This window comes from Streptococcus anginosus, assembly GCF_001697145.1.
GTDB lineage: Bacteria > Bacillota > Bacilli > Lactobacillales > Streptococcaceae > Streptococcus > Streptococcus hominis.
The window spans coordinates 1,612,389-1,633,825 of sequence record NZ_CP012719.1 but is presented as its reverse complement, the minus strand read 5'-3'; the positions used below and the strand labels follow the sequence as shown (position 1 = coordinate 1,633,825).

Sequence of the window (21,437 nt, the reverse complement as noted above, 5' to 3'; positions counted from 1 at the left end):
CATCATGGGTTGGTGGAAAGAGACGATAGCGATTGTGAAAGAAAATGATCCGGCAGCTCGCTCCTCACTTGAGGTGCTGTTGACTTATCCTGGGATTAAGGCTTTGGCTGCTCACCAACTTTCTCACTTTCTGTGGAATCATGGATGTAAACTTTTAGCTCGGATGCATAGCCAATTTTGGCGCTTTTGGACTCAGATTGAGATTCATCCGGGGGCACAGATTGCTTCAGGTGTCTTTATTGACCACGGGAGTGGTTTAGTGATTGGCGAGACGGCCATTGTAGAAAAAGGAGTGATGCTCTATCATGGTGTCACTCTTGGAGGAACAGGGAAAGATTGTGGGAAACGTCATCCGACAGTTCGTCAAGGTGCGCTTATTTCAGCTCATGCGCAGCTAATTGGTCCGATTGAAATCGGTGAAAATGCCAAGGTAGGAGCGGGTGCAGTAGTGGTAGCAGATGTACCAAGTGATGTGACAGTTGTTGGTATACCGGCTAAAATCGTCCGTGTGCATGGTCAAAAAGATACTCCAACTATCAAGAATTTAGAAGAAATCCGCGAAGAAAGTTATTATTCGTCTAAATTGTAGTGAGAGATGGTTGAATGTAGGCTCAAAAGAAGGTGTATATAGCGTGCTATTAGAAGAATTTGAAGATGTAGTTGGGGTTATCGAACCAACAGATAGGCAGATTATTGATAAGGGAGAGGTTTGTAAAACTATCATCTTGTCCTTTAACGGGGAAATTTTGCAAGGCTTGATTGAATCAGAAGAAGTCTATCTGGGAGGCTATTTAAAAAATCTTAACGGTCAATTTCCTTGGTATATATATAAATGTGATGGAAATCGAGTGGCGGTCATGACGGCACTTATTGGAGCTCCGATGGTAGTCGGCCAGCTAGAGGAGTTGGCAGCTAGAGGTTTCAAGAATTTCGTCATTTTAGGTTCCTGTGGCGTTTTGGATCGCTCAATTGAGGCGGACAAGATTGTCTTGCCTGCTGCTGCTTTGCGAGATGAAGGGACTAGCTATCACTATGCCCCGCCGGGTGATGAAATCGCCTATGACGAATCCCTGTTGGTTGAGCTGGAAGCTATCTTTGGTAAGCACGATATCGAGCATATCCGAACCAAGTCTTGGACGACAGATGCTTTTTATCGGGAAACACCTGATAAAGTTAAACGCCGTCTAACAGCGGGAGCCCAAGTAGTAGATATGGAAGCTTCGGCTATTATGGCTTGGAGTCAATTTCGTAAAGCTCAGGTTTATCAGTTCTTCTATACAGCAGATTATGTGGATCACCACAATAAAATCTGGGATGCCCGCCGTGAAGAGCGGACGGCTGATGCCATGACTTTTTTCACGATCGCTTTGACAATAGCAAAGGAACTAGAAAGGAACTGAGTAGAAACAGAAAGTTTGACACTAGATGACTGCTTCTGCAGTTGATTTTATCTACTTTCCAGTCACTCTCAGTATCGTAAAATATGATCAAAATCTATGATACTATGACTCGCAGCCTACGTGAATTTGTGCCCATTGAGGAGGGCAAGATCCGCATGTATGTCTGCGGTCCGACGGTTTATAACTACATCCATGTCGGCAATGCCCGCTCAACAGTAGCTTTTGACACGGTTCGCCGCTATTTTGAGTATCAAGGCTTTGAAGTCAACTATATTTCCAATTTCACGGATGTAGATGATAAGATTATCAATCGGGCCAAGGAAGAAGGCATCACTCCCAAAGAAGTGGCGGACAAGTATATCGCCGCATTTCGCGAAGATGTAACCGCTTTGGGGGTCAAGCCGGCTACTCAGCATCCGCGTGTGGTTGACTTTATGGGAGATATCGTCCGCTTTGTGGCGGACTTGATTGAAAAAGGCTTTGCCTATGAGAGTCAAGGGGATGTCTATTTCCGAGTGGAAAAGTCTCACAATTATGCCAAACTAGCTAATAAAACCTTGGCTGATTTAGAGTTAGGCGCTTCTGGTCGGACAGATGAGGAAACCACCCGCAAGGAAAATCCAGTGGACTTTGCTCTCTGGAAGGCGGCTAAACCGGGCGAGATTTTCTGGGACAGCCCTTGGGGAGCAGGTCGTCCAGGTTGGCATATCGAATGTTCCGTCATGGCGACAGAAATTCTGGGAGATACGATTGATATTCACGGTGGCGGAGCTGATTTAGAATTTCCGCATCATACTAATGAAATCGCTCAATCAGAAGCTAAAACTGGAAAGACTTTTGCCAACTACTGGATGCATAATGGCTTTGTCAATGTTGATGATGTCAAGATGTCTAAGTCTCTGGGTAACTTCATTACCGTCCACGATGCCCTTAAAACCATTGACGGACAAGTTTTGCGTTTCTTTTTTGCAACTCAGCACTACCGCAAGCCTATCAATTTTACAGAAAAAGCCGTTCACGATGCGGAAGTAAATCTGAAATATCTGAAAAATACTTACGAGCAACCCTTTACGGGAACGGTCGATCTGACAGACTTGCAGGTTTTTCTGGATAAATTCACCACTGCTATGGATGAAGATTTCAATGCAGCAAATGGCATTACAGTCGTTTTCGAACTAGCTAAGTGGATTAATTCCGGTCACTACAATCAAGAGGTGAAAAGCGCTTTTGCTGAGCTTCTGCAAGTTTTTGGTATTGTCTTTACAGCAGAAGTACTGGATGCGGATATTGAAGCCTTGATTGAGCAGCGCCAAGCTGCGCGTGTTGCCAAGGACTTTGCAACAGCTGATAAAATCCGTGATGAATTGGCAGCTAAAGGGATCAAGCTTTTAGATACCAAGGACGGAGTGAGGTGGATCCGTGATTGATGTCAATCTTATAAATGGTATTGCCTTGGCTTTTGAAGGTGATGCTATTTACTCAACTTATATCCGCCGTCACTTGATTTTCCAAGGATTAACCAAGCCGAACCAGCTACACAGAGAAGCAACCAAGTATGTGTCAGCTCGCGCGCAAGCTAACCTCATTTCTCAAATGTTGGAAGAAAAAATTCTGACCGAAAAGGAAGAAGATATTTACAAGCGTGGACGCAATGCCAATAGCCATACAAAAGCTAAAAATGCTGATATTGTGACCTATCGCATGTCGACAGGTTTTGAAGCCGTTCTGGGATATTTACACATGACCGATCAAATCAAGCGTTTAGAAGAGCTGATTGATTGGTGTATTGTGAGAGTGGAGGGCGCACAGCATGATAAAAACTGATTTTTTAAAATGGTTCCCTCAAGGGAGGCTTCAATCCAATCCAAATGCAAAAGAGGATGAAGTGGCAATTCCCATTTCAAGTAATCAATGGTTGTTATTAAAAAAAAGCAGTCTGACAGAGCGAGAGCAAGAACTTATTTCTTTACTGACTGGGAAAGACTCTGCATTTGATGGTGGACCTTGGTATGATTATTTGGTTCATAACCGTGGCAAAATGCCTCAAAACGTTCAAAAGCTACAGTTCGTCCATTGTCATTTATTCCATTATGAAAAGGAAACGATTGGGTCTTGGTTGGAAATGATGCGAACCATACTGCCTAATAGAATAGCAGATTTTCAGCTGTCCTCTCAGGATTACATCTTTGTGCTAGATCAAACGCAATTAGTCCCTGTAAAAGATGTTCTCCGTGATACTTTATCGGCTATCGAATATGACTTTAGCTTAACTCTGACGATTCAAATCGGGCAAATTTGGCCTCTAATTTTTGAAGAAAGTTATTCAGAACTTTTTCAAGCGGAACATGCTCTTTTTATCAAATGGTGGGAGCAGGTTCAGCATTCCAATGTGCATTCTTTTTCCCAACTCTTTTTGTGGGGGATTGGGCAAAAGGATTTCATATTGCCAATTTTAACGAAGAAACTTCATCAATTGATTGAAAGTCAAGATCAGCTCGTTGATATTATTGCAGCTTTGTGGGAAAACACGGCAGTTGTGACAAAAGCTGCCCAACAGTTGTATATTCATCGGAATACTTTGCAGTATCACATCGATAAATGGGAAGAATTGACGGGCTTACAGCTAAAAGACCTGACAGATTTGACTTTGTGTTACCAAATTGTCATCAATGATTTAGTGTAATGTTTTGTGCACCCTGCACAAAACATTTTTTTTATTTTGTTCACTTTGCCATAGGATAATGAAGCGTTTTCATATATAATAAAATCATAATAACAAAGGAGTTCTATTTTATGGTAGAATTAAATTTAAAAAATATTTACAAAAAATATCCAAACAGCGAACACTACTCTGTAGAAGATTTCAACTTGAATATTAAAGATAAAGAATTTATCGTTTTCGTAGGTCCTTCAGGATGTGGGAAATCTACTACGCTTCGTATGATTGCTGGTCTTGAAGACATCACAGAAGGTGAATGTTCAATTGACGGACGCGTGGTGAACGATGTGGCACCAAAAGACCGTGATATTGCTATGGTTTTCCAGAACTATGCTTTGTATCCACACATGACCGTGCATGACAATATGGCTTTTGGTTTGAAACTTCGTAAATACAGCAAGGATGATATTGAAAAACGTGTAAATGAAGCAGCGGATATTCTTGGTTTGAAAGAATTCTTGGATCGTAAACCAGCTGACCTTTCAGGTGGTCAACGTCAACGTGTAGCCATGGGACGTGCCATTGTCCGTGATGCAAAGGTATTCCTTATGGACGAACCACTTTCTAACTTGGATGCGAAATTGCGGGTATCCATGCGTGCAGAAATCGCTAAAATTCACCGTCGTATCGGAGCAACAACTATCTATGTTACCCACGACCAAACAGAAGCGATGACCTTGGCTGACCGTATCGTTATCATGTCTGCAACGAAAAACCCTTCAGGAACGGGTACAATCGGACGTGTAGAACAAATCGGTACCCCACAAGAAGTTTACAAAAACCCAGTTAATAAATTTGTTGCAGGCTTTATCGGAAGCCCAGCGATGAACTTCATCAATGTAACTTTGAAAGGTGATGAAATTGTAGCACAAGACCTTTCTCTGAAAGTACCAGAAGGTGCCTTGAAGGTACTTCGTGAAAAAGGCTATGAAGGCAAGAAACTCATCTTTGGTATTCGTCCAGAAGACATCAATACAGAAGGTGCTTTCCTTGAAACATTCCCAGATTCAGTAGTTCATGCTAAAATCTCTGTATCTGAATTGCTTGGCTCTGAATCCCACTTGTATTGCCAAGTTGCAGACAATGAATTTATTGCTAAAGTAGATGCTCGTGATTACCTCAAAGCTGGAGCAGGTATTGACCTTGGCTTTGACTTGAACAAAGCACACTTCTTTGATCCAGAAACAGAAAAGACAGTTTACTAATTTACAACGCCTCTAGAATAAATTAATAAGAAAATGCAGGATGCCTTGTTTTATGCAAGACTCCTGCGTTTTTTTATAGAAGTTAACTATAAGGTGATTTATAAATAAGAAGAAGCATTTTAAAATTTATGTTATACTAAAGCTATGGAAAATAACGATATTGTCTACGGTGTACATGCTGTGACGGAAGCTCTCATGGCCAATACTGGGAATAAACTCTATATTCAAGATGACCTACGTGGGAAAAATGTTGCTAAGATGAAAGATTTGGCAGCAGAAAAAAAGGTTTCTATTTCTTGGACAAGCAAAAAAACACTGCAAGAAATGACAGACGGTGCCGTTCATCAAGGTTTTGTCTTGCGTGTTTCAGAATTTGCCTATACAGATTTTGAAGCGATGTTGAAAATGGCGGAGCGAGAAGAGAATCCTCTGCTGCTCATTTTAGATGGTCTAACAGACCCACATAATTTGGGCTCGATTCTGCGGACAGCTGACGCGACAAATGTTACAGGCGTCATTATTCCTAAGCATCGGGCGGTTGGTGTTACGCCGGTCGTCGCAAAGACCTCTACTGGTGCGGTGGAGCATATTCCCATTGCTCGTGTGACCAATCTCAGCCAAGCTCTGGATAAACTAAAACATGCAGGTTTTTGGATTTTTGGCACAGATATGAATGGCACCCCTTCGACTAAGTGGAATACGGCAGGTAAACTGGCTCTGATTATCGGCAATGAAGGCAAGGGCATTTCTGCTAATATTAAAAAGCAAGTTGATGAAATGATTACCATTCCTATGAATGGACATGTGCAGAGTCTTAACGCTAGTGTGGCGGCGGCTATTCTCATGTATGAAGTATTTAGAAATCGCCTATGAAACGGAAAATTTTATTAGTAGATGGCTACAATATGGTAGCATTTTGGCAGGAGACTCGTTCTCTCTTTAACAAAGGGGAATTAGACGCAGCACGAACTATTCTGCTCAACAGACTCAGCAATTATGCTAGTTTTGAAAAGCTAGAAATTATCTGTGTTTTTGATGCTCAGTATATGCCGGGAATTCGCCAGACTTATGATGAATTCAATGTTACGGTTGTGTTCACTGAGGAAGAAGAAACAGCAGACGATTACATTGAGCGTTTGGCAGCTGAACTCAACAACCCTATAAATCAAGTATCTGTGGCAACGAGCGACTTAAATGAGCAATGGACTGTCTTCGCACAAGGGGCTTTACGTGTATCGGCTCGTGAACTAGAAAAGCGAGTAGCTGTTACAAAGTCGGATCTGAATCAAATGAGCCAACAGCTTCAAATGGGAAAACCACCTTTGCGTCCTATGGACAATCCAACCTTGCGCGATTTACAGAAAATGATGGAGAAAAAGAAAGATGACTTTTAAAATTTTAACGGATTCAACCGCAGACCTTCCAGAAAGCTGGGCTTTGGAAAATGATGTTCAAATCCTTGGTTTGACTATTCAGTTGGACGGAATAACTTATGAAACAGTCGGAGAGAAGAAGCTAACGAGTGAGCAGCTCCTCTCTAAAATGGAAGCAGGGAGTCAACCAACAACCAGCCAAATCAATGTCGGTCAGTTTGAAGATATATTTCGTGGTTACGCTGAAATTGGTATGCCAGTTCTTTATATTGCGTTTGCTTCAGTCTTGTCAGGAACTTATCAGAGTGCGGTTATGGCACGGGATATGGTTTTGGAAGATTTTCCAGAAGCGGTTATCCGGATTATTGATACCAAGGCGGCATCTATGGGAGAAGGTATTCTGGTGATGAAAGCGGTGGAAGCGAAAGCTGCCGGTCAAAGTTTGGAACAAGTAGTAGCCTTAATAAAATCTTTAGTGCCAAAAGTGAAAACGTATTTTCTAGTAGATGACCTAAATCACCTCATGCGGGGCGGACGAATTTCAAAGACCGCAGCTCTTATGGGAAGTTTAGTCAATATTAAGCCGATTATTGCTGTGAAAGCCGATGGTAGGCTGGATTCTGTGGCTAAAGTTCGCGGAAAGAAAAAGGCCCATGCTGAAGTGGTGCGCATGACCTTGGAAGGCATTTCTGACCCACGCGTGGTGATTGCTTATGCTGGAGCAGACAGCCAAGAGGTGGCTCAAGTCTTAAAAGAGCAACTTCTTATGTCAGAGCAAGTCAATGAAGTTTTAATTTTACCATTAGGACCAGTCATTTCCACTCACACGGGTCCTGGAACTTTGGGACTATTCAGTATTGCCCATGAAAATCAAGATTAAGCGAAATGAAACCGTTCTTTCATAAATAATTTATCAAATATATTGACTTTTACCCCTAAAATTTGGTATGATAGTAGGCGGTATTGTTTACCCCATTTGTAGGGCCCCGGAACCTTCCAAATAACTTGCGGACCGGAACATCCGCCTTGTAAACAAAAACGATATTCATATAGGAGAAATCATGAACAAAACAACATACATGGCTAAGCCAGGTGAAGTTGAACGTAAATGGTACGTGGTAGACGCTACTGATGTACCTCTTGGACGCCTTTCTGCCGTTGTAGCAAGCGTACTTCGTGGAAAAAATAAACCAACTTTCACACCTCACACTGATACAGGTGACTTTGTGATCGTTATCAATGCTGAAAAAATAAAATTAACTGGTAAAAAAGCAACTGATAAAGTCTACTACACACACTCAATGTATCCAGGTGGATTGAAATCAATCACTGCTGGTGAACTTCGTTCTAAAAATGCTGTTCGTTTGATTGAGAAATCAGTTAAAGGTATGCTTCCACACAATACTCTTGGCCGTGCTCAAGGTATGAAGTTGAAAGTATTCGTAGGCGCTGAACACACTCACGCTGCACAACAACCAGAAGTTCTTGATATTTCAGGACTTATCTAAGGAAAGGAACAAATAAGCTATGTCACAAGCACAATATGCAGGTACTGGACGCCGTAAAAACGCTGTTGCACGCGTTCGCCTTGTTCCAGGAACTGGTAAAATTACTGTAAACAAAAAAGATGTTGAAGAATATATCCCACATGCGGATCTTCGCCTTGTCATCAACCAACCATTCGCAGTTACTTCAACTGTTGGTCAATACGATGTTCTCGTAAACGTTCTCGGTGGTGGCTACGCTGGTCAAGCAGGAGCTATCCGTCACGGTATCGCCCGTGCCCTCCTCCAAGTAGACCCAGACTTCCGCGACTCACTCAAACGCGCTGGTCTTCTTACACGTGATGCCCGTATGGTAGAACGTAAGAAACCAGGTCTTAAGAAAGCACGTAAAGCTTCACAATTCTCAAAACGTTAAGAACAGCTTTACAGCAACGATTACAGACACTCAATGTTTACCTCATTGGGTGTTTTTTCGTGCACTTTTTGAAAAACTCACCTCAAAATTCACCTTATTTTTACCTTATTTATTTTTGAGTTCTCTGTAAGCAGTTTCGCCAGCACTAAGTGGAACAACATTTGAAGTATTAACATAAATCTTTGTTGTACTCAAATCACTATGTGTTAAAGCTTCTGAAATGGATTCCAGAGACATTCCTGCCTTCTTAGCTAAAGTAGCACCAGTATGCCTTAACATGTGAGGAGTGGCATGCCTAAGATTTTTATGGCGACGTTCTACAGATTTCATCTTGTTATTAAGGTAATCTGCATGCAGAGGGCTATTCACATTGCCTTTAGTGTCAATATAAGTAAATACATATTGTTCTGGAGTTTGAATGATACCAAATTTTGCTAATTCTGATTTTTGTTGAATTTTCCATTGATATAAGAGAACAGTTAGCTCTTGAGGAATAGCAAAAATTGTTTTCTTTTCTCCTTTAGTAGACTTAGGCTTCTTATATTTATCCAAGGCTTGGATTAAACCAATTTCAGAGGTATCTAAGGAGATATGTTTCCACTGTAAAGCATAGCTTTCCGATTTACGGTCGTTTAAGATAAAAGTTGTAAAAAATAAAACATAGTCTTTAAGCGACAATTTTTTGTTTTCTAGGTCTTCTTGGAACATTTCAAACCATTCCCGTAACTCACTTAAAGTAAGGTATAAATCTTCATCACGCTTAGCTTCTTGTAATTTGATTTTTTTAGTAGCCTTAATACGACTGATTGTTTTAGATAGGCGATTCATTTCAATATATTCTAATTCCTCTGCCCAGTCAAAAATAGAATTAACATAACTACGTATGACCTTGAAATTGGCATATTCATTTGCTTTAGCAGTCATCAAATTTAAAACAACCGTTTTATTCTGATTTAAAAATTTAATGGAATAATTTCCAAATATTGGTAAAATATGTAATCTAAAAACAGTTTCTGTATTGTTAACTGTTGGAAGAGTGGGTGGTTTATTTGTTGAAGTCGTTTGACCTGCTTTATAGGCTTCCCACCAGACATTATGATAAAAATCTTTGAAGAGAATATCGCCATTGATTGCTTGATGTGGTAATGCACCCCCTTTTTGGATAGTGTTAATATCTATTAAAATTTGTAATTCAGCTTCTTTAGCCTCCTTTTTTGTTTTAAAACGCTTATCGTAGTAATGTCCTGAAATTCCCAAAGAAGGTCTAGCTTCTGTTGGAACATAGAGTTTTAAACGATAAGAACCATTTGAAGTTTTTGTAATTGTCATAGTAATCTCCTTTTTACTGAGCTAGAAAATTACCCTGACTTTATTATAATGAAATCAAAAGTGATTTTCCAGTTGTATCATCCATCTACGGATACTATCTTTATCAAATCGAATTGTTTTTCCAATCCGAATATGTGGCATTCCCTTTCTTATCCAGATATCCAGCGTGTTATTTGAAATTCCCAGATACTGACAGGTCTGCTTTTTATTTAAAAAAGGACTAATTTGTCCTGAATCTTCTTTAACGGTTTCAATCTCATTTTTAATAAGATTTGCAACAAAAAGTTGAATTTCTTTTGTTTGTTCTTCTGGTAAAATAACTTGCATAGTTTCCCCCCCTTTTAGGCAATAAAAAAAGCAAGAGCTATAAAGCCCTTACCTTAAGGAGATTATGAAAAAGAAAAGTTTTAGGATTATTTATAATATAATCGTATAATCTTAATTTTCTCTTAAAAATTTTTCAAATCTCTGTTGGTCATTTTCTGTTAACTTTCCGATTAAGCGAACTTGAACAAGTTCTACGTCTAAATCATAAAGTTGAACGGTATCAATCCAAGATGGTTTCACTAATCCTGCCTCTTCCCATTCTTTTATTTCAAAGTATTTTGAACGGATATAAGATGATTTACGGGAATACTGACTAGTGATACGGTAGGTTCTGATAACTTCTTCATTATTTGCAATGACTAGAGCAGGACGTCTTTTAGCTCCTGTCCCATCACTAAAAGCGATAGTTGCTACCAGAATATCATATGGGTTATAGTTGTCCATGTCTTTCCTCGTATTCTGGATAGTCTTCATCAAAGAAATCTGCGATTGCTTCTGGATTAGAAGCAGTCACTTTGATAACATTTGAGTTTGCCAAAGCTAGTCTTTCTAAAGGATTATCAGAAATAGCATGGACTTGTTTTCTTAAATCAAATGGCAATCCATTCACCTCCTTTGATTTTTGTAAGAACATCACGAAAGCGTCACCTACAGAAGTTCCTAAGGATTTGTATAGTACCGATACTTCATCTAGTAATTCTGAATCTACTCGCTTTTGAAACATTTTTTTAGTCATACAATCACCTCTTTTGTACTTCAATTGTACGACAAATGTAGTTTTTTGTCAAATTTTTACTTCCCAATCACGTATGTAAATTGGTTAGCTGTTGCTTTATCAAATGTGCGGTAAGAAACAACTCCAAGTCCTTTAGCGTTTGCTTCTGAAATGAGAATAGACCCGTCTGATTTGACCTGCTCCACGAAAACTACGTGACCATAGGTTGGGTCAGAACCAGCCTGACCAGGAGAGAAAGATATCGCACTATGCTCTGTTGGTGTATGTGTGGTTTGGTAGCCTGCTTTCTGCTTCCAATCCCCACCATTGCCCATATAAGGGTCAAAGTTAACGCCTACCTCTTTGGCTCGATTATAGACAAACCACGTACATTGTCCCCAAGGATAAGTCGCAGAAGTGTAGTTAGAGGTGTTGATTGCTTTTGTAAGGCTATATCCAGCAGGTACTCCATCAGAAGTTACGCCTCCACCATCTTGTGTTTTGGCATTGGCTGTATCACCTGTTAAAGTGTCTTTGAAGAGGTTATACCATTTTCTCGCATTCTTTTTCAGGGGCTCATTGTCAACTGTAGTGGGTGACTTATCACTAACATCTAGAGAGAATCAGATTGGTTCTCTCTATTTTGATGTTCAAAGCGATGAGAATTTTTGTTTTAAAGTTCTTGAAGTTTCGAAAGCCGAAAGCTTGACGCTTAATGTCCTTGATGAGTTTGTTAGTGGCTTCTAGCTTGGCGTTAGAATAAGGGAGCTCCAGGGCGTTTGCGATGTAGGATTTGTATTTCTTGAAGGTCTTAAAGACAGCGGTAAATATAGGATTGACAAAGGGAAGGTTGTCGTCAATCAGTGCCATAAAATGGTCGGTATTCTTCTCTTGAAAATGGAATAATAAGAGTTGATACAGCTCATAGTAATAGCGGAGCTCCTCCGATAAATCTAGAATTTTCTTAACAATTTCTTTTGGAGTCAAGGTTTGCCTAAAGGTTCGTGAATAAAAGCGTTTGTCAGAGAGTTTGCGACTGTCCTTTTGCAGGATTCTCCAGTGATTCTTCATGGCTCGATAAGGGAGAGAATGCTTGTCAAAGGTCTTCACCATGGCAATTCTGGTCGCCATCATAGCCCTGCCAAGGTGTTGGACGATATGGAAGCGGTCAAGCACGATTTTAGCTTTGGGGAGTGAAACAGTCTGGGGAGAGACTGTTTCAGCCTGAGCCTAAAAATAGGAGAGCGAAGGGTCTTAGGATTGGAATGTAAGCCCCAGACATGTCCACAGTAATGGCTTTAACCGCCTCACGAACAGTTCTAGGATAGCGATAAAAGTAGTTTTTGATGGTGGTTTGTCGGTTGTTTTCAAGGAGAGTGACAATCTTTCTGGTCTCAAAATCTTGAGCAATGAAAGCTAGTTGTCCCTTGTTTCGAGAAAATTCATCTACTGATAGAACCTCAGGAAGACGAGTAAAGTCTTCCTTGAAGGTGAAAGCTTCCAGTTGACGTTGGACAAGAGATACTGAAAGGTGGAGTCTCTTAGCGATGGCAGTATTAGTTAACTTTTCGGTATGGTATTGTGTGATTTTCTGGCGGACAGGCTTTGAGATTTGGCAATGCTTCTTGACTAAGCTGGTCTCAGAAACTGTTACACGACGACAGCCCTTACATTGAAAGCGTCGCTTCTTGAGTTTGAGAACTGTTGGCATGCCTTGGACATCAAGGATTGGGATGGTAGAGGCTCGTTGAAAGTCATACTTGCTCATCTGACTTTTGCAGTGAGGGCAGAGTGGAGGCTGATAGTCTAGGCTAGCCTCAATCGTGATGTGGGTATCGACCTTAAAAACCGTCTTGATTTTGATATTTTTGTCTTTTAATCCGATGAGTTCTGTGGTATTCTTAAGTTGTTCCATAAGGTCTTCCTAATGAGTTGTTTAGTCGCTTTTCATTATAAGTCTTATGGAGCTTTTTTGATACACTGAAAAAGCTCCATAATCTCCGTAGTAGATTTACCCACTACAGAAATTATAGAGCCACTTTTTCAGAGCCTTTTTGTAGGCGTTACTATCTTTTTTATAGTATTCTCTTTTAACTCCCGTTAAATTAGCTGTAAAAACACCATCTTTATAAGAATAGTTTTCAGTTGTTCCAAAAGAAGTTTAAAAGTTTTCTTATCTGTATTTAAAGTGATAGTGAATCCCCATTACTCTCAACAGTTCCACTGTCATAATCTTTTCATTTCGATTATCACTAATCCAATAATAATCCCCATCAAGGCTTTTTTGTTTTGAGCATGGTATTAAGAATATGGTTGCTAAGCCAAATAGAAGGATACTAACTATCTTTTTCATTACTTCCAGTTTCAAATGCCTTAGAATCTGGGAATAAAAATGTCAGGACCTCTCAGTATATAGGACAACAAACTAGCCGTTTGGGTAGGTTAGGACTTATTTAAGCCCACACCTATATATTATAAATAATGCTAAAACTTTTCTTTTTCATAGTCTCCTTGAAACAGTCAATATATTGTTACTAGCTGTTTCTTTTTTTCTTTGATTAAAAAGTATATGATATACTAATATTAACAAAGCGATACTTAAAATAGGAGTTCGATATGAAAGAAATCAGATTTGATAAAGTTTCAACAAAAGTTGCTGAAGAAACATTTTCTAAGATTATTTTACAAAAATTGCAAAATACAGAAGAGGATATCTTTCAAACTTTTTTTCTAAATGGTGTATGGGGGAGTGGCAAAACAACTTTCCTAAAAAAAGTGGAAGGGCAAGCAAAAAGCACTAAATTTATTTACTTAAAGCTTTGGGAAGCACATGATGAGAGAAGTGTGACTGCGATAGCTTTTAGTCTCTTACATCCATTTTTATATTATCTACTTAGATTTTTAATTGTGATTGCAGTAGTTACTAGTGTCTTAATGACTCCTGCTATAAATTTAGGATTACTAAGTTATTTAAAGGACTTATTAATCTTTTTAGGTCTACCAATTTATTTTCACAATTTTCTCATCATACTTAGCACTATAATTGCTTTAATAGTTACGGTTTATCAACTTTTAAAAGTAAAATCTGATTCAATGTATATATGTCTTTTGCCAAAATTTTTGTCAAATAATAAGGTGCTTGTAATTGATGATTTTGATAGAATCACGACTGATAGACAGAATGAAGCCTATAAATTATTTAACATACTACATGGAAAACTTCCAATAATATTTGTAGGAGACTATCAAAAGATTGCTAAAAGTGATGATGAAAGCGGAAAGTTTTTACAAAAAATTATTGATGAATTTTATCAGCTAATCACATCTCTAATTCGTAAAGAAGAAAGGTTAAGTATCGAAAAAGGTGCTTAACCTTTCTTTGCAAAATACTGTTAAGCAACATGAAAAGCCGATATAGAAAAAATGGCTTAAAAATGATAAAATATTATTAGTTAATGTAGACTAACTTCCGTTTGTGAGGTGTTCAAAATGGAATATATTGACATAAATAAAGATAAAGAAAAAATAGTTTTACTCATACATCCGATGCTTTCTTCTGCTGAGGGAATGAAAAAGTTAATTGCCGATAATATTGGAAATGAGTATAGATACATTATTCCGGATCTGTCTGCTCATGGTAAATTGATAGATAGGAAGTATTTGTCGGTAAAACAAGAAAGTGAGAATTTATACAATTATTTTAAAGAAAATGATATTGCTGAAGTTTCTCTTGCTTTTGGAGCATCAATAGGTGGAGTAGTGTTATTGGAATTATTAAAGCATAAGGATATAAAGATAGTTAAAGCCTTATTTGAGGGCTGTAGTTTATGTCAAAATGCGAGTATTTTAGAGTTTATTATAAGAAATATTTTTCTATATGAACGGAAAAAAGCGATTAAAAATAGTGACTCAGCTAATAGAAAAATTATAAGCATATATGGAGAAACAAAGGGACGAATGATGACTGAAAATCTAATCAGAATAGATAAACAAAGCATTAAAAATATCTGCCATGATTGTGCATTTGTAGATCTTCCGAAGTTATCAGAAGCAGAACAAAAGAGGTGCATATTCTGTTATGGATCCAAAGAAGTTAATTTAAAATATGCAAAGAGAGCTATTTCAAAAGAGTATCCATATGCAGCGTTAAGAATATGGAAGGGACAAAACCATTGTACAAAGATAACAACGAATGTAGAAGAGTATTGCAAAATGATAAAAGCTGAGATTGATTAAAACATATTGTTGAAAAGAGGGTGTTAGCAGTGAATGATAAAAGCAATAAAAAGTTTTGGAATAAATTCGCCAAGCTGTACGCTCCTTTTATGAAGAAGGATAAAGGAGTTTATGATAATGTTTGTGAGTATATTCGTCCTTACTTGAATAGAAATATGAACGTACTTGAACTTGCTTGCGGTTCAGGGCAACTGAAATGAATTTGATACATGGAGGGCTTGCACCCATCGGCGTTATGATTGCTTATAAAAAGTAATATTAAAATTGGGATTTTGGAGGAGAGTTAGTGAACATACATGAGTTTGGAGCTGATAAAAATAAAATAATTGTGTTGATTCATCCTTCATTAGTCATGTGGGACTATTTTGAATACATTTTATCTATACTTAAAGAAGAGTATCATATTATTGTTCCTGCACTTCCCGGATATGATGAGGAGAATCCAAACGAAAATTTTACAAGTGTAGAAGAAATTGCCGATAATTTATTAGGATGGCTGAAAGAACATAAAATTGAGAAAGTTGATCTTTTGTATGGTTGCTCTATGGGCGGTTCTATCGCTTTAAAAATGTTCTCCAATCACGGAATTAAAATAAGGAACATTATTTGCGATGGAGCAATAACACCATATCAGCTTCCTTGGATTGTTACAAGAATGATTGCCATAAGAGATTTTCTTATGATTTCTATAGGTAAAATTGGAGGGTTAAAGCTTCTTGAAAAATCATTTTCTACAGATGAATACAGCGAAGAGGAATTGAAGTATGTTGCTAAAGTCCTTAATTTTATTAGTTATAAAACGATATGGAGAACATTTGAATCTTGCAACAACTATGTTATGCCAAAGAACGTGTCAGAACATAGCGATCGTATTCAATATTGGTATGGTGATAAAGAGTCTAAAGCCCGTGCATGGGATATCAAATATATGAAAACTTATTTTCCAAATACTGAGTTTATTAAATTTGAAAACATGGGTCATGGCAGCATGGCAAGTCTTTATCCTGTGAAAATGGCTAATCAATTCAGAGATTTAATGGAAGTTAAGAAATAAAATAATTTGCCATTTTTGGAATTAAGGAGGTATGCATTGTGAGTGTTAAATATAAATTAACGGAATTTTTATTTCGTCATACTGTAAAACCTATGATGAAAAAAGTAATAAAAAATCCGGATGAATGTTTTGCTAAACAAGAAAAGAAACAGAAATCTAAACTCCCTCTTGAAAAACTTCATAAATCTTATGATTTTGAAGAAAAGTGTACAAGCGGAACTTTGTATTATGTCGTCAAACCAAAAAATAAAGTGGCAAATAGGCTTGTATTATATTTCTTTGGTGGTGGATATACCATTCCGGGAGATTCCGGTGATTTTGAGTTTGCTCAAGATATGGCTAATCAAAGTCAGGCTGAAGTTTGGATTGTATGGTACCCGCTTTTTCCAAAAGCAACTGGCTTGCAAATTATCGACGCAGGTCTAAACGTTTATAGCGAGGCACTTAAGGCGTTTAATGCAGATGATATTATATTTTTTGGTTTATCAAGTGGAGCAAGCCTTGCACAAAATATATGTTTGCATATTCTTGAAAACGACATGAGATTATCAATGCCAAAAAGATTGATTATGCACTCTCCGACCTTTCGTATTCCTCCAACTAAAGAACAGATGAAAGAGATGGAGAGACTTGATAAGTTTGATTGCATTATTCCGGCTTGCTACATGAAAGAACAAGATCAAGTAATGCAAAGAATAAATTTAAATAATGTGGAATATATGAAATCGCCAATTGAGTACTCATGGAAGGGGCTACCTGACATGTATATCATTTATGGTTCTTATGAAGTGTTGATAGCAGAGCTGCCGGAGGCAAAAGAAAAAGCTAAAATGGATGGCGTGGTTATGAAAACATACATAGGAGAAAGAATGATGCATGCTTGGGCGGCGGCAGGATTTTTACCTGAGGCAAAGGAAGTAAGAAGAAATATATATGCCGTAATAAGGGGAGATAGAAATGACGGCTTTCTCTTGTAATATTCTACAGGTAGTTTTCAGAAGAAAAGTGGATATTGTGTGGTGATTGATAATTATGTATATGACGATACTGCTTGCCGTTATTATGATGATTGGATTGTTCTTATTGCTGTGGGCAGGAGTTGGATTTATTCAAAACAAAGACTTCTTTTCTTCGTGTCCTAAAGAAGTGTTTGATGTTATTGAACCAAAGGAAAAACGCTTTCGTGGTCAGAGTTTAGTTGGATGGATATTAGCTATTATTGCAATACTATTCATGGGGAGTTCAATTATCGTTGGTGCAGTGGATGGTGTTCAAAATAACTTTACTTACATTCAGTTTTTCATTAGATTTCTGATGATACTTCTTTTGTTGAAAGCCTTTGATATTGTATTTTTTGATTGGATACTTTTGTGCAATCGAGGTTTTAGTTTTTTTGAACATTATTATCCGGAAGTGGTAGATAAGCTTAGTCCTAAACTCTTTGGATATAACAAAAGGGAACACATTATTCAAGTGTTATTTATGATTATCGGATCGTTAGTCATTGCATGGATATGCACATTATTTTAAAAACTAAATTCAAATTAGTAGGAGGTGTTTATACTTGGAAGAAATAAAAATGCAAGAAAAAATAAAACCTATTTTGAATGGTGCTGCGGAAACGATGCTTCAGAGTTTTTATGCAAGAGCACAATATTCCAAGAGCAAAAGACATAAATTTTATGATGCCAAAGCGGTGGAATTGGTTGAAAAAATTGATTACGATTTTACCGCCGCCACAAATGATTCCCTTATGAGTTATGGCGTGATTGCAAGAACGCTTGTATTTGATGAACTGGTAAAAGAGTTTATTGACGAAAATCCAACCTGTACAGTCGTAAATATTGCTTGTGGACTTGACACGAGATTTTATCGCATGGATAACGGAAAAGTCACATGGTACAACCTTGATTTGCCTGAAACAGCTGAGGTAAGGAATCAGATTTTTGCAGAATCCGGCAGAGTTTCAAACATCGGTATTTCAGCAACGGATTCGGCGTGGGCAAAAGAAATAAAAGCAGATGGGAACATTCTGTTTATCATTGAGGGCTTGTCAATGTACTTGACAAGGGAAGACAATGCCCAAATGCTCAGAATTATTCGAGAGAATTTTGACAATGCTTATGTTCTTATGGAGTGCCTGTCAAAAAGGTGGGTGGCGAAAGAAAATGTTGAAAAGTCCATACAAAAAACAGGAGCAAAATTTATATTTGGAGCGGATTCCTTTGATGATATTAAGGATATTGCAAGAGGTTTCCGTAGTGTAAAGGATGATGATATTACGAGGGGGATGTCTGCTATATTTCCAGTGCTTAAGCTTATTAACTGGTTGCCGATTGCTCACAAACTATCACAGAAAATCTTGATATTTGAGAAAGTGTGATGTTATCGTTTTGGTTGCCATCATGAAGTACACACTGCGATAGGTAAATTATAGCTTATATAACTAACAACTAATATGAAAACAGTGAATTGAAAGGAACAGTTTACTGTTTTTTTATTTGAGAAAAATTGAAACGGAGGAATGAAAAATGAAGAAAGAAAACACATTACAGGAAGTACAGGAACAAATTTTTGAACTTCAGCAAGAAAGACAAAAGTGCGATGTAAAGCTGAAACAATTACAAAATCAAGGTAAGAAATTAGAAAAACTTGCAAACGAAAAGGAACGAAAAAGAAGAAATCATAGACTCATATAAAGAGGATTGATAGTAGAAAGAGTGGTTAAAAATCCTCTTATGTTTACCAATGAGGATATAGACCTTTGTAACAGAGATATATTTTGACAAAAAGAGCAAGGAAACATTTCAAGATAAGTTATTCAAGGTAATACATTCAAAGGGTAAATAGTAGTGAGTAGAGAAATATGACAGTAGAAAAATATCGAAAAAAAATGCTATAATATTAGTCAATATAGATAAACAAATCAGAAGTTGAAGAAGTAAAAGATGATGAAGATATTGATATACGGTGCGGGAGTAATCGGCTCATTATATGCTGCATTGCTCTCAGAAAATAAAGATAATGATGTAGCTGTATATGCCAGAGGAAAAAGGCTTGATGAACTCCGTATAAACGGGCTGAGATACAGCAAAAATGGGGAAGTACATACAGCCGATATCGAAGTGGTCGAAGCCGTTAAGAATGATGATATATTCGATTACATTTTCCTAACGGTCAGAGAAAATCAACTGTATAAAGCCTTAGAAGAACTGCGGAATAATACAAGCGGTACGATTGTAACGATGGTAAATTCGCTGGATGATTACAAGAAATGGGAAGATATATGTGGAAGCGGTAGGATAATTCCGGGGTTTCCCGGAGCCGGTGGCAGTATAGATAATGGGATTCTTAATGCAGGATTAACCCCAGCAATTGTGCAGCCGACAACATTTGGGGAAATATCGGGTGAAAGAACCATACGTATTACTGAACTCGCAGATTTATTTCGCAGATCCCGTATACCTTATCAGATCGTTTCGGATATGCATTTATGGCAGCTTTGCCATCTGGCAATGGTCGTTCCGATAGCAGATGCCTATTATGAATCGAAAGAGCCTGAGAAAGCAGGAACAGATTCGACTCTAATGTCAAAGACGGCGGAAAAGATCTGCAGGAATATGAAGTGGTTGAAAAAACATAAAGGCAAACTCAGTCCAGGGAAATTTTACATATTTCTCATATTGCCGAAACATCTAATAAAAATCGGACTGGCGTTTGCTTTTAAAAGTAAGTTTGGAGATGTGTTCATGTATCGCCATTCAATGAAGGCTCCGGATGAAATGAGAGAATTGCACAGACAGTTTTACGGTTATATAAAAGAACGGTCATAAGCGACGAAAATCCCAGTTTGTAGAACTAACAATTTAATAAAAATTACCACAGGAACAGTAAATCAAAAAAAGGTTTACTGTTTTTCTTTACTCAAAATTAGAAAGGGAGGAAACGAGAAAATGAAAAACATTGAAGAAAAAATCTTAATGGCAGATGAAGAAATCAAGCAGTTACAAAACAAAAGGAAAAAGCTCATCAGTCAGCAGAAACAGGAAGAACGAAAAAAGAGAGATAAAAGGATATATGAAAAAGGGGCAGTCTTTGAAAGTATTCTCTGATTTATTAAATTATGAACTTTTTAAAAGAGGAAAGAGAGAACTAGTTGATGTTAAACAGCTAATTACGATAGATTATATTTTTTTATTTTATCCAAAATATTACCTCGAATTGAAGGATTTTGGTATGTTGCTTTTGGATGAAGATATCGAAGAAATTCGTCTTGTTGAAACTATGCATTCCTCACAAAATCGCAAAAAAGATATAAAGGATATTTCTTTGTTAACAAAAGAATCAAATGAAATGCTTCATAATCAAGAAAAATTATCTTCTGAGAAATATAAACCTTATATATACTTTCTAATAACTAGAACTTTTGATGGATACAAAGAAAAGGAAGATGATGTTAAACATTTGATTGATGAGCTACCTGATAACGAGTTCATTCAATATTGGGAATTAATGAGAATGATAAGAGGCAATACTATTTATACAAATTCACTCGATTTTGATACAGGCAATAGAAAAAATTACTACGAAATTTACGAACTAAATAGAGAACGATTTAAAAGCATAGCTGATAGAAAAGGAATTATTTTTAAAGTTGATACTCAAACTGTCTGATGATTTTGATTTGTATATTTCTAATCCACACGAACCTTTATTGTAACAACTGACAGAAGTAGAAGCCAAATGGCATGTGAAACTCCTTTTAATAACAAGAAAATGACCTAGAGAAAATCTCTAAGTCATTTTTTTATATTTTTCTTATAGGCTTCACTATTTTTTTTATAAACTGTTTGTTTATTTCCTCCTGTTAGGAAGTTTCCTGTATCAAATGTTAAAGTCCCATCTTTTTTAATATCATAGGATGCAACATATTCTCTTCCAGAAGCTGAAAAAGTAAATGTTTTATTTTGAGAATCTACATTAGTTATCGGATGATTGTGATTTTCATGATATGTTCCTTGATTTCCTTTAATTTCAAGTACTAGATAATCATATTGGTTATAATATTCTCCGTCAAGAGTATTTTGCTTGGAACAAGATATTAGAAATATAGTAGCAATTCCTAAAAGTAATAGACTAAGTAATTTTTTCATTTTCCA

27 protein-coding genes and 3 pseudogenes are annotated in these 21,437 nt (G+C 37.4%); 23 read left to right on the top strand and 7 right to left on the bottom strand.

The genetic code is table 11. The features are described from left to right. Positions 1-4 precede the first annotated feature (4 nt). From cysE to rpsI, 11 genes are all read left to right on the top strand, one after another. Positions 5-589 (top strand): serine O-acetyltransferase, encoded by a 585-nt coding sequence (gene cysE, locus SanJ4206_RS07970; protein ID WP_004224199.1) that lies wholly within the window; start codon positions 5-7, stop codon positions 587-589. A gap of 43 nt (positions 590-632) precedes the next feature. After that, a complete protein-coding gene (locus SanJ4206_RS07965; protein ID WP_037582534.1) occupies positions 633-1,400 on the top strand; it encodes a nucleoside phosphorylase in 768 nt (255 codons plus the stop codon). Between the two features lie 83 nt (positions 1,401-1,483). Further along, positions 1,484-2,827: a cysteine--tRNA ligase gene (gene cysS, locus SanJ4206_RS07960; protein WP_037593347.1), complete on the top strand. Its 1,344-nt coding sequence runs from the start codon at positions 1,484-1,486 to the stop codon at positions 2,825-2,827. Then, complete coding sequence (locus tag SanJ4206_RS07955; protein ID WP_003039549.1) at positions 2,820-3,224, top strand: Mini-ribonuclease 3; 405 nt, start codon at positions 2,820-2,822, stop codon at positions 3,222-3,224. The genes cysS and SanJ4206_RS07955 overlap by 8 nt, the downstream gene beginning before the upstream one ends. Continuing rightward, positions 3,211-4,083, top strand: coding sequence for a helix-turn-helix domain-containing protein (locus SanJ4206_RS07950; protein WP_022525161.1), 873 nt, complete (start codon positions 3,211-3,213; stop codon positions 4,081-4,083). The genes SanJ4206_RS07955 and SanJ4206_RS07950 overlap by 14 nt, the downstream gene beginning before the upstream one ends. 110 nt (positions 4,084-4,193) lie before the next feature. Continuing rightward, positions 4,194-5,324, top strand: coding sequence for an ABC transporter ATP-binding protein (locus SanJ4206_RS07945; RefSeq protein WP_022525160.1), 1,131 nt, complete (start codon positions 4,194-4,196; stop codon positions 5,322-5,324). A gap of 144 nt (positions 5,325-5,468) precedes the next feature. Beyond that, a complete protein-coding gene (gene rlmB, locus SanJ4206_RS07940) occupies positions 5,469-6,197 on the top strand; it encodes a 23S rRNA (guanosine(2251)-2'-O)-methyltransferase RlmB (RefSeq protein WP_022525159.1) in 729 nt (242 codons plus the stop codon). Beyond that, positions 6,194-6,718, top strand: a complete 525-nt coding sequence (locus tag SanJ4206_RS07935; protein WP_004224185.1) for an NYN domain-containing protein — start codon at positions 6,194-6,196, stop codon at positions 6,716-6,718. Before rlmB ends, SanJ4206_RS07935 begins: the two co-directional genes overlap by 4 nt. Then, positions 6,708-7,577: a DegV family protein gene (locus SanJ4206_RS07930; RefSeq protein WP_003039559.1), complete on the top strand. Its 870-nt coding sequence runs from the start codon at positions 6,708-6,710 to the stop codon at positions 7,575-7,577. The genes SanJ4206_RS07935 and SanJ4206_RS07930 overlap by 11 nt, the downstream gene beginning before the upstream one ends. A 181-nt stretch (positions 7,578-7,758) precedes the next feature. Further along, positions 7,759-8,205, top strand: a complete 447-nt coding sequence (rplM, locus tag SanJ4206_RS07925) for a 50S ribosomal protein L13 (RefSeq protein WP_003039862.1) — start codon at positions 7,759-7,761, stop codon at positions 8,203-8,205. A 19-nt stretch (positions 8,206-8,224) separates the two neighbouring features. Continuing rightward, positions 8,225-8,617 (top strand): 30S ribosomal protein S9, encoded by a 393-nt coding sequence (rpsI, locus tag SanJ4206_RS07920; protein ID WP_003035124.1) that lies wholly within the window; start codon positions 8,225-8,227, stop codon positions 8,615-8,617. A 105-nt stretch (positions 8,618-8,722) separates the two neighbouring features. Here rpsI and SanJ4206_RS07915 read toward each other — a convergent pair whose 3' ends face one another. From SanJ4206_RS07915 to SanJ4206_RS07890, 6 genes and pseudogenes are all read right to left on the bottom strand, one after another. Further along, complete coding sequence (locus SanJ4206_RS07915; protein ID WP_157622100.1) at positions 8,723-9,946, bottom strand: site-specific integrase; 1,224 nt, start codon at positions 9,944-9,946, stop codon at positions 8,723-8,725. Between the two features lie 54 nt (positions 9,947-10,000). Beyond that, positions 10,001-10,273, bottom strand: a complete 273-nt coding sequence (locus SanJ4206_RS07910; protein WP_004224179.1) for a helix-turn-helix domain-containing protein — start codon at positions 10,271-10,273, stop codon at positions 10,001-10,003. 111 nt (positions 10,274-10,384) lie between these two features. Then, a complete protein-coding gene (locus SanJ4206_RS07905) occupies positions 10,385-10,717 on the bottom strand; it encodes a type II toxin-antitoxin system PemK/MazF family toxin (protein ID WP_002299685.1) in 333 nt (110 codons plus the stop codon). Then, positions 10,704-11,009, bottom strand: a complete 306-nt coding sequence (locus tag SanJ4206_RS07900; protein WP_000162871.1) for a hypothetical protein — start codon at positions 11,007-11,009, stop codon at positions 10,704-10,706. The genes SanJ4206_RS07905 and SanJ4206_RS07900 overlap by 14 nt, the downstream gene beginning before the upstream one ends. A gap of 56 nt (positions 11,010-11,065) precedes the next feature. Then, positions 11,066-11,560: pseudogene (locus SanJ4206_RS07895) on the bottom strand (CHAP domain-containing protein); the annotation flags it as partial. A gap of 34 nt (positions 11,561-11,594) precedes the next feature. Further along, positions 11,595-12,903, bottom strand: a pseudogene (locus tag SanJ4206_RS07890) (transposase). 701 nt (positions 12,904-13,604) lie between these two features. On the opposite strand from SanJ4206_RS07890, the gene SanJ4206_RS07885 reads away from it, so the two are divergent. From SanJ4206_RS07885 to SanJ4206_RS09995, 12 genes and pseudogenes are all read left to right on the top strand, one after another. Beyond that, positions 13,605-14,360: a P-loop NTPase fold protein gene (locus SanJ4206_RS07885; protein WP_003041884.1), complete on the top strand. Its 756-nt coding sequence runs from the start codon at positions 13,605-13,607 to the stop codon at positions 14,358-14,360. A 117-nt stretch (positions 14,361-14,477) separates the two neighbouring features. After that, on the top strand, positions 14,478-15,224 hold the full coding sequence (locus tag SanJ4206_RS07880; protein ID WP_003041915.1) for an alpha/beta hydrolase: 747 nt from the start codon (positions 14,478-14,480) through the stop codon (positions 15,222-15,224). 29 nt (positions 15,225-15,253) lie between these two features. After that, positions 15,254-15,424 carry a methyltransferase domain-containing protein gene (locus tag SanJ4206_RS07875; protein WP_005542046.1) on the top strand — a complete coding sequence of 57 codons (171 nt, stop codon included), beginning with the start codon at positions 15,254-15,256 and terminating at the stop codon, positions 15,422-15,424. Positions 15,425-15,510: 86 nt separating this feature from the next. Then, complete coding sequence (locus SanJ4206_RS07870; RefSeq protein ID WP_004224168.1) at positions 15,511-16,278, top strand: alpha/beta fold hydrolase; 768 nt, start codon at positions 15,511-15,513, stop codon at positions 16,276-16,278. Positions 16,279-16,316: 38 nt separating this feature from the next. Then, positions 16,317-17,255 carry an alpha/beta hydrolase gene (locus tag SanJ4206_RS07865; protein WP_003041966.1) on the top strand — a complete coding sequence of 313 codons (939 nt, stop codon included), beginning with the start codon at positions 16,317-16,319 and terminating at the stop codon, positions 17,253-17,255. A gap of 55 nt (positions 17,256-17,310) precedes the next feature. Continuing rightward, complete coding sequence (locus SanJ4206_RS07860; RefSeq protein ID WP_004224161.1) at positions 17,311-17,808, top strand: hypothetical protein; 498 nt, start codon at positions 17,311-17,313, stop codon at positions 17,806-17,808. Positions 17,809-17,842: 34 nt separating this feature from the next. Beyond that, on the top strand, positions 17,843-18,661 hold the full coding sequence (locus tag SanJ4206_RS07855) for a class I SAM-dependent methyltransferase (protein WP_022525158.1): 819 nt from the start codon (positions 17,843-17,845) through the stop codon (positions 18,659-18,661). A gap of 148 nt (positions 18,662-18,809) precedes the next feature. Continuing rightward, positions 18,810-19,040: pseudogene (locus SanJ4206_RS07850) on the top strand (DUF3847 domain-containing protein); the annotation flags it as partial. Between the two features lie 13 nt (positions 19,041-19,053). Continuing rightward, positions 19,054-19,128: a hypothetical protein gene (locus SanJ4206_RS10110; RefSeq protein ID WP_080554318.1), complete on the top strand. Its 75-nt coding sequence runs from the start codon at positions 19,054-19,056 to the stop codon at positions 19,126-19,128. A gap of 98 nt (positions 19,129-19,226) precedes the next feature. After that, entirely contained in the window at positions 19,227-20,111 is an 885-nt protein-coding gene (locus tag SanJ4206_RS07840; protein WP_004224153.1) for a ketopantoate reductase family protein, read from the top strand. A gap of 120 nt (positions 20,112-20,231) precedes the next feature. Continuing rightward, entirely contained in the window at positions 20,232-20,390 is a 159-nt protein-coding gene (locus SanJ4206_RS09855) for a hypothetical protein (protein WP_003041906.1), read from the top strand. Then, positions 20,356-20,952 (top strand): hypothetical protein, encoded by a 597-nt coding sequence (locus SanJ4206_RS09995; protein ID WP_037620922.1) that lies wholly within the window; start codon positions 20,356-20,358, stop codon positions 20,950-20,952. The genes SanJ4206_RS09855 and SanJ4206_RS09995 overlap by 35 nt, the downstream gene beginning before the upstream one ends. Positions 20,953-21,077: 125 nt before the next feature. Here the strand turns inward: SanJ4206_RS09995 and SanJ4206_RS07830 are convergent, their stop codons facing one another. Then, positions 21,078-21,431 carry a hypothetical protein gene (locus SanJ4206_RS07830; RefSeq protein WP_004224146.1) on the bottom strand — a complete coding sequence of 118 codons (354 nt, stop codon included), beginning with the start codon at positions 21,429-21,431 and terminating at the stop codon, positions 21,078-21,080. Between the last annotated feature and the right edge of the window lie 6 nt (positions 21,432-21,437).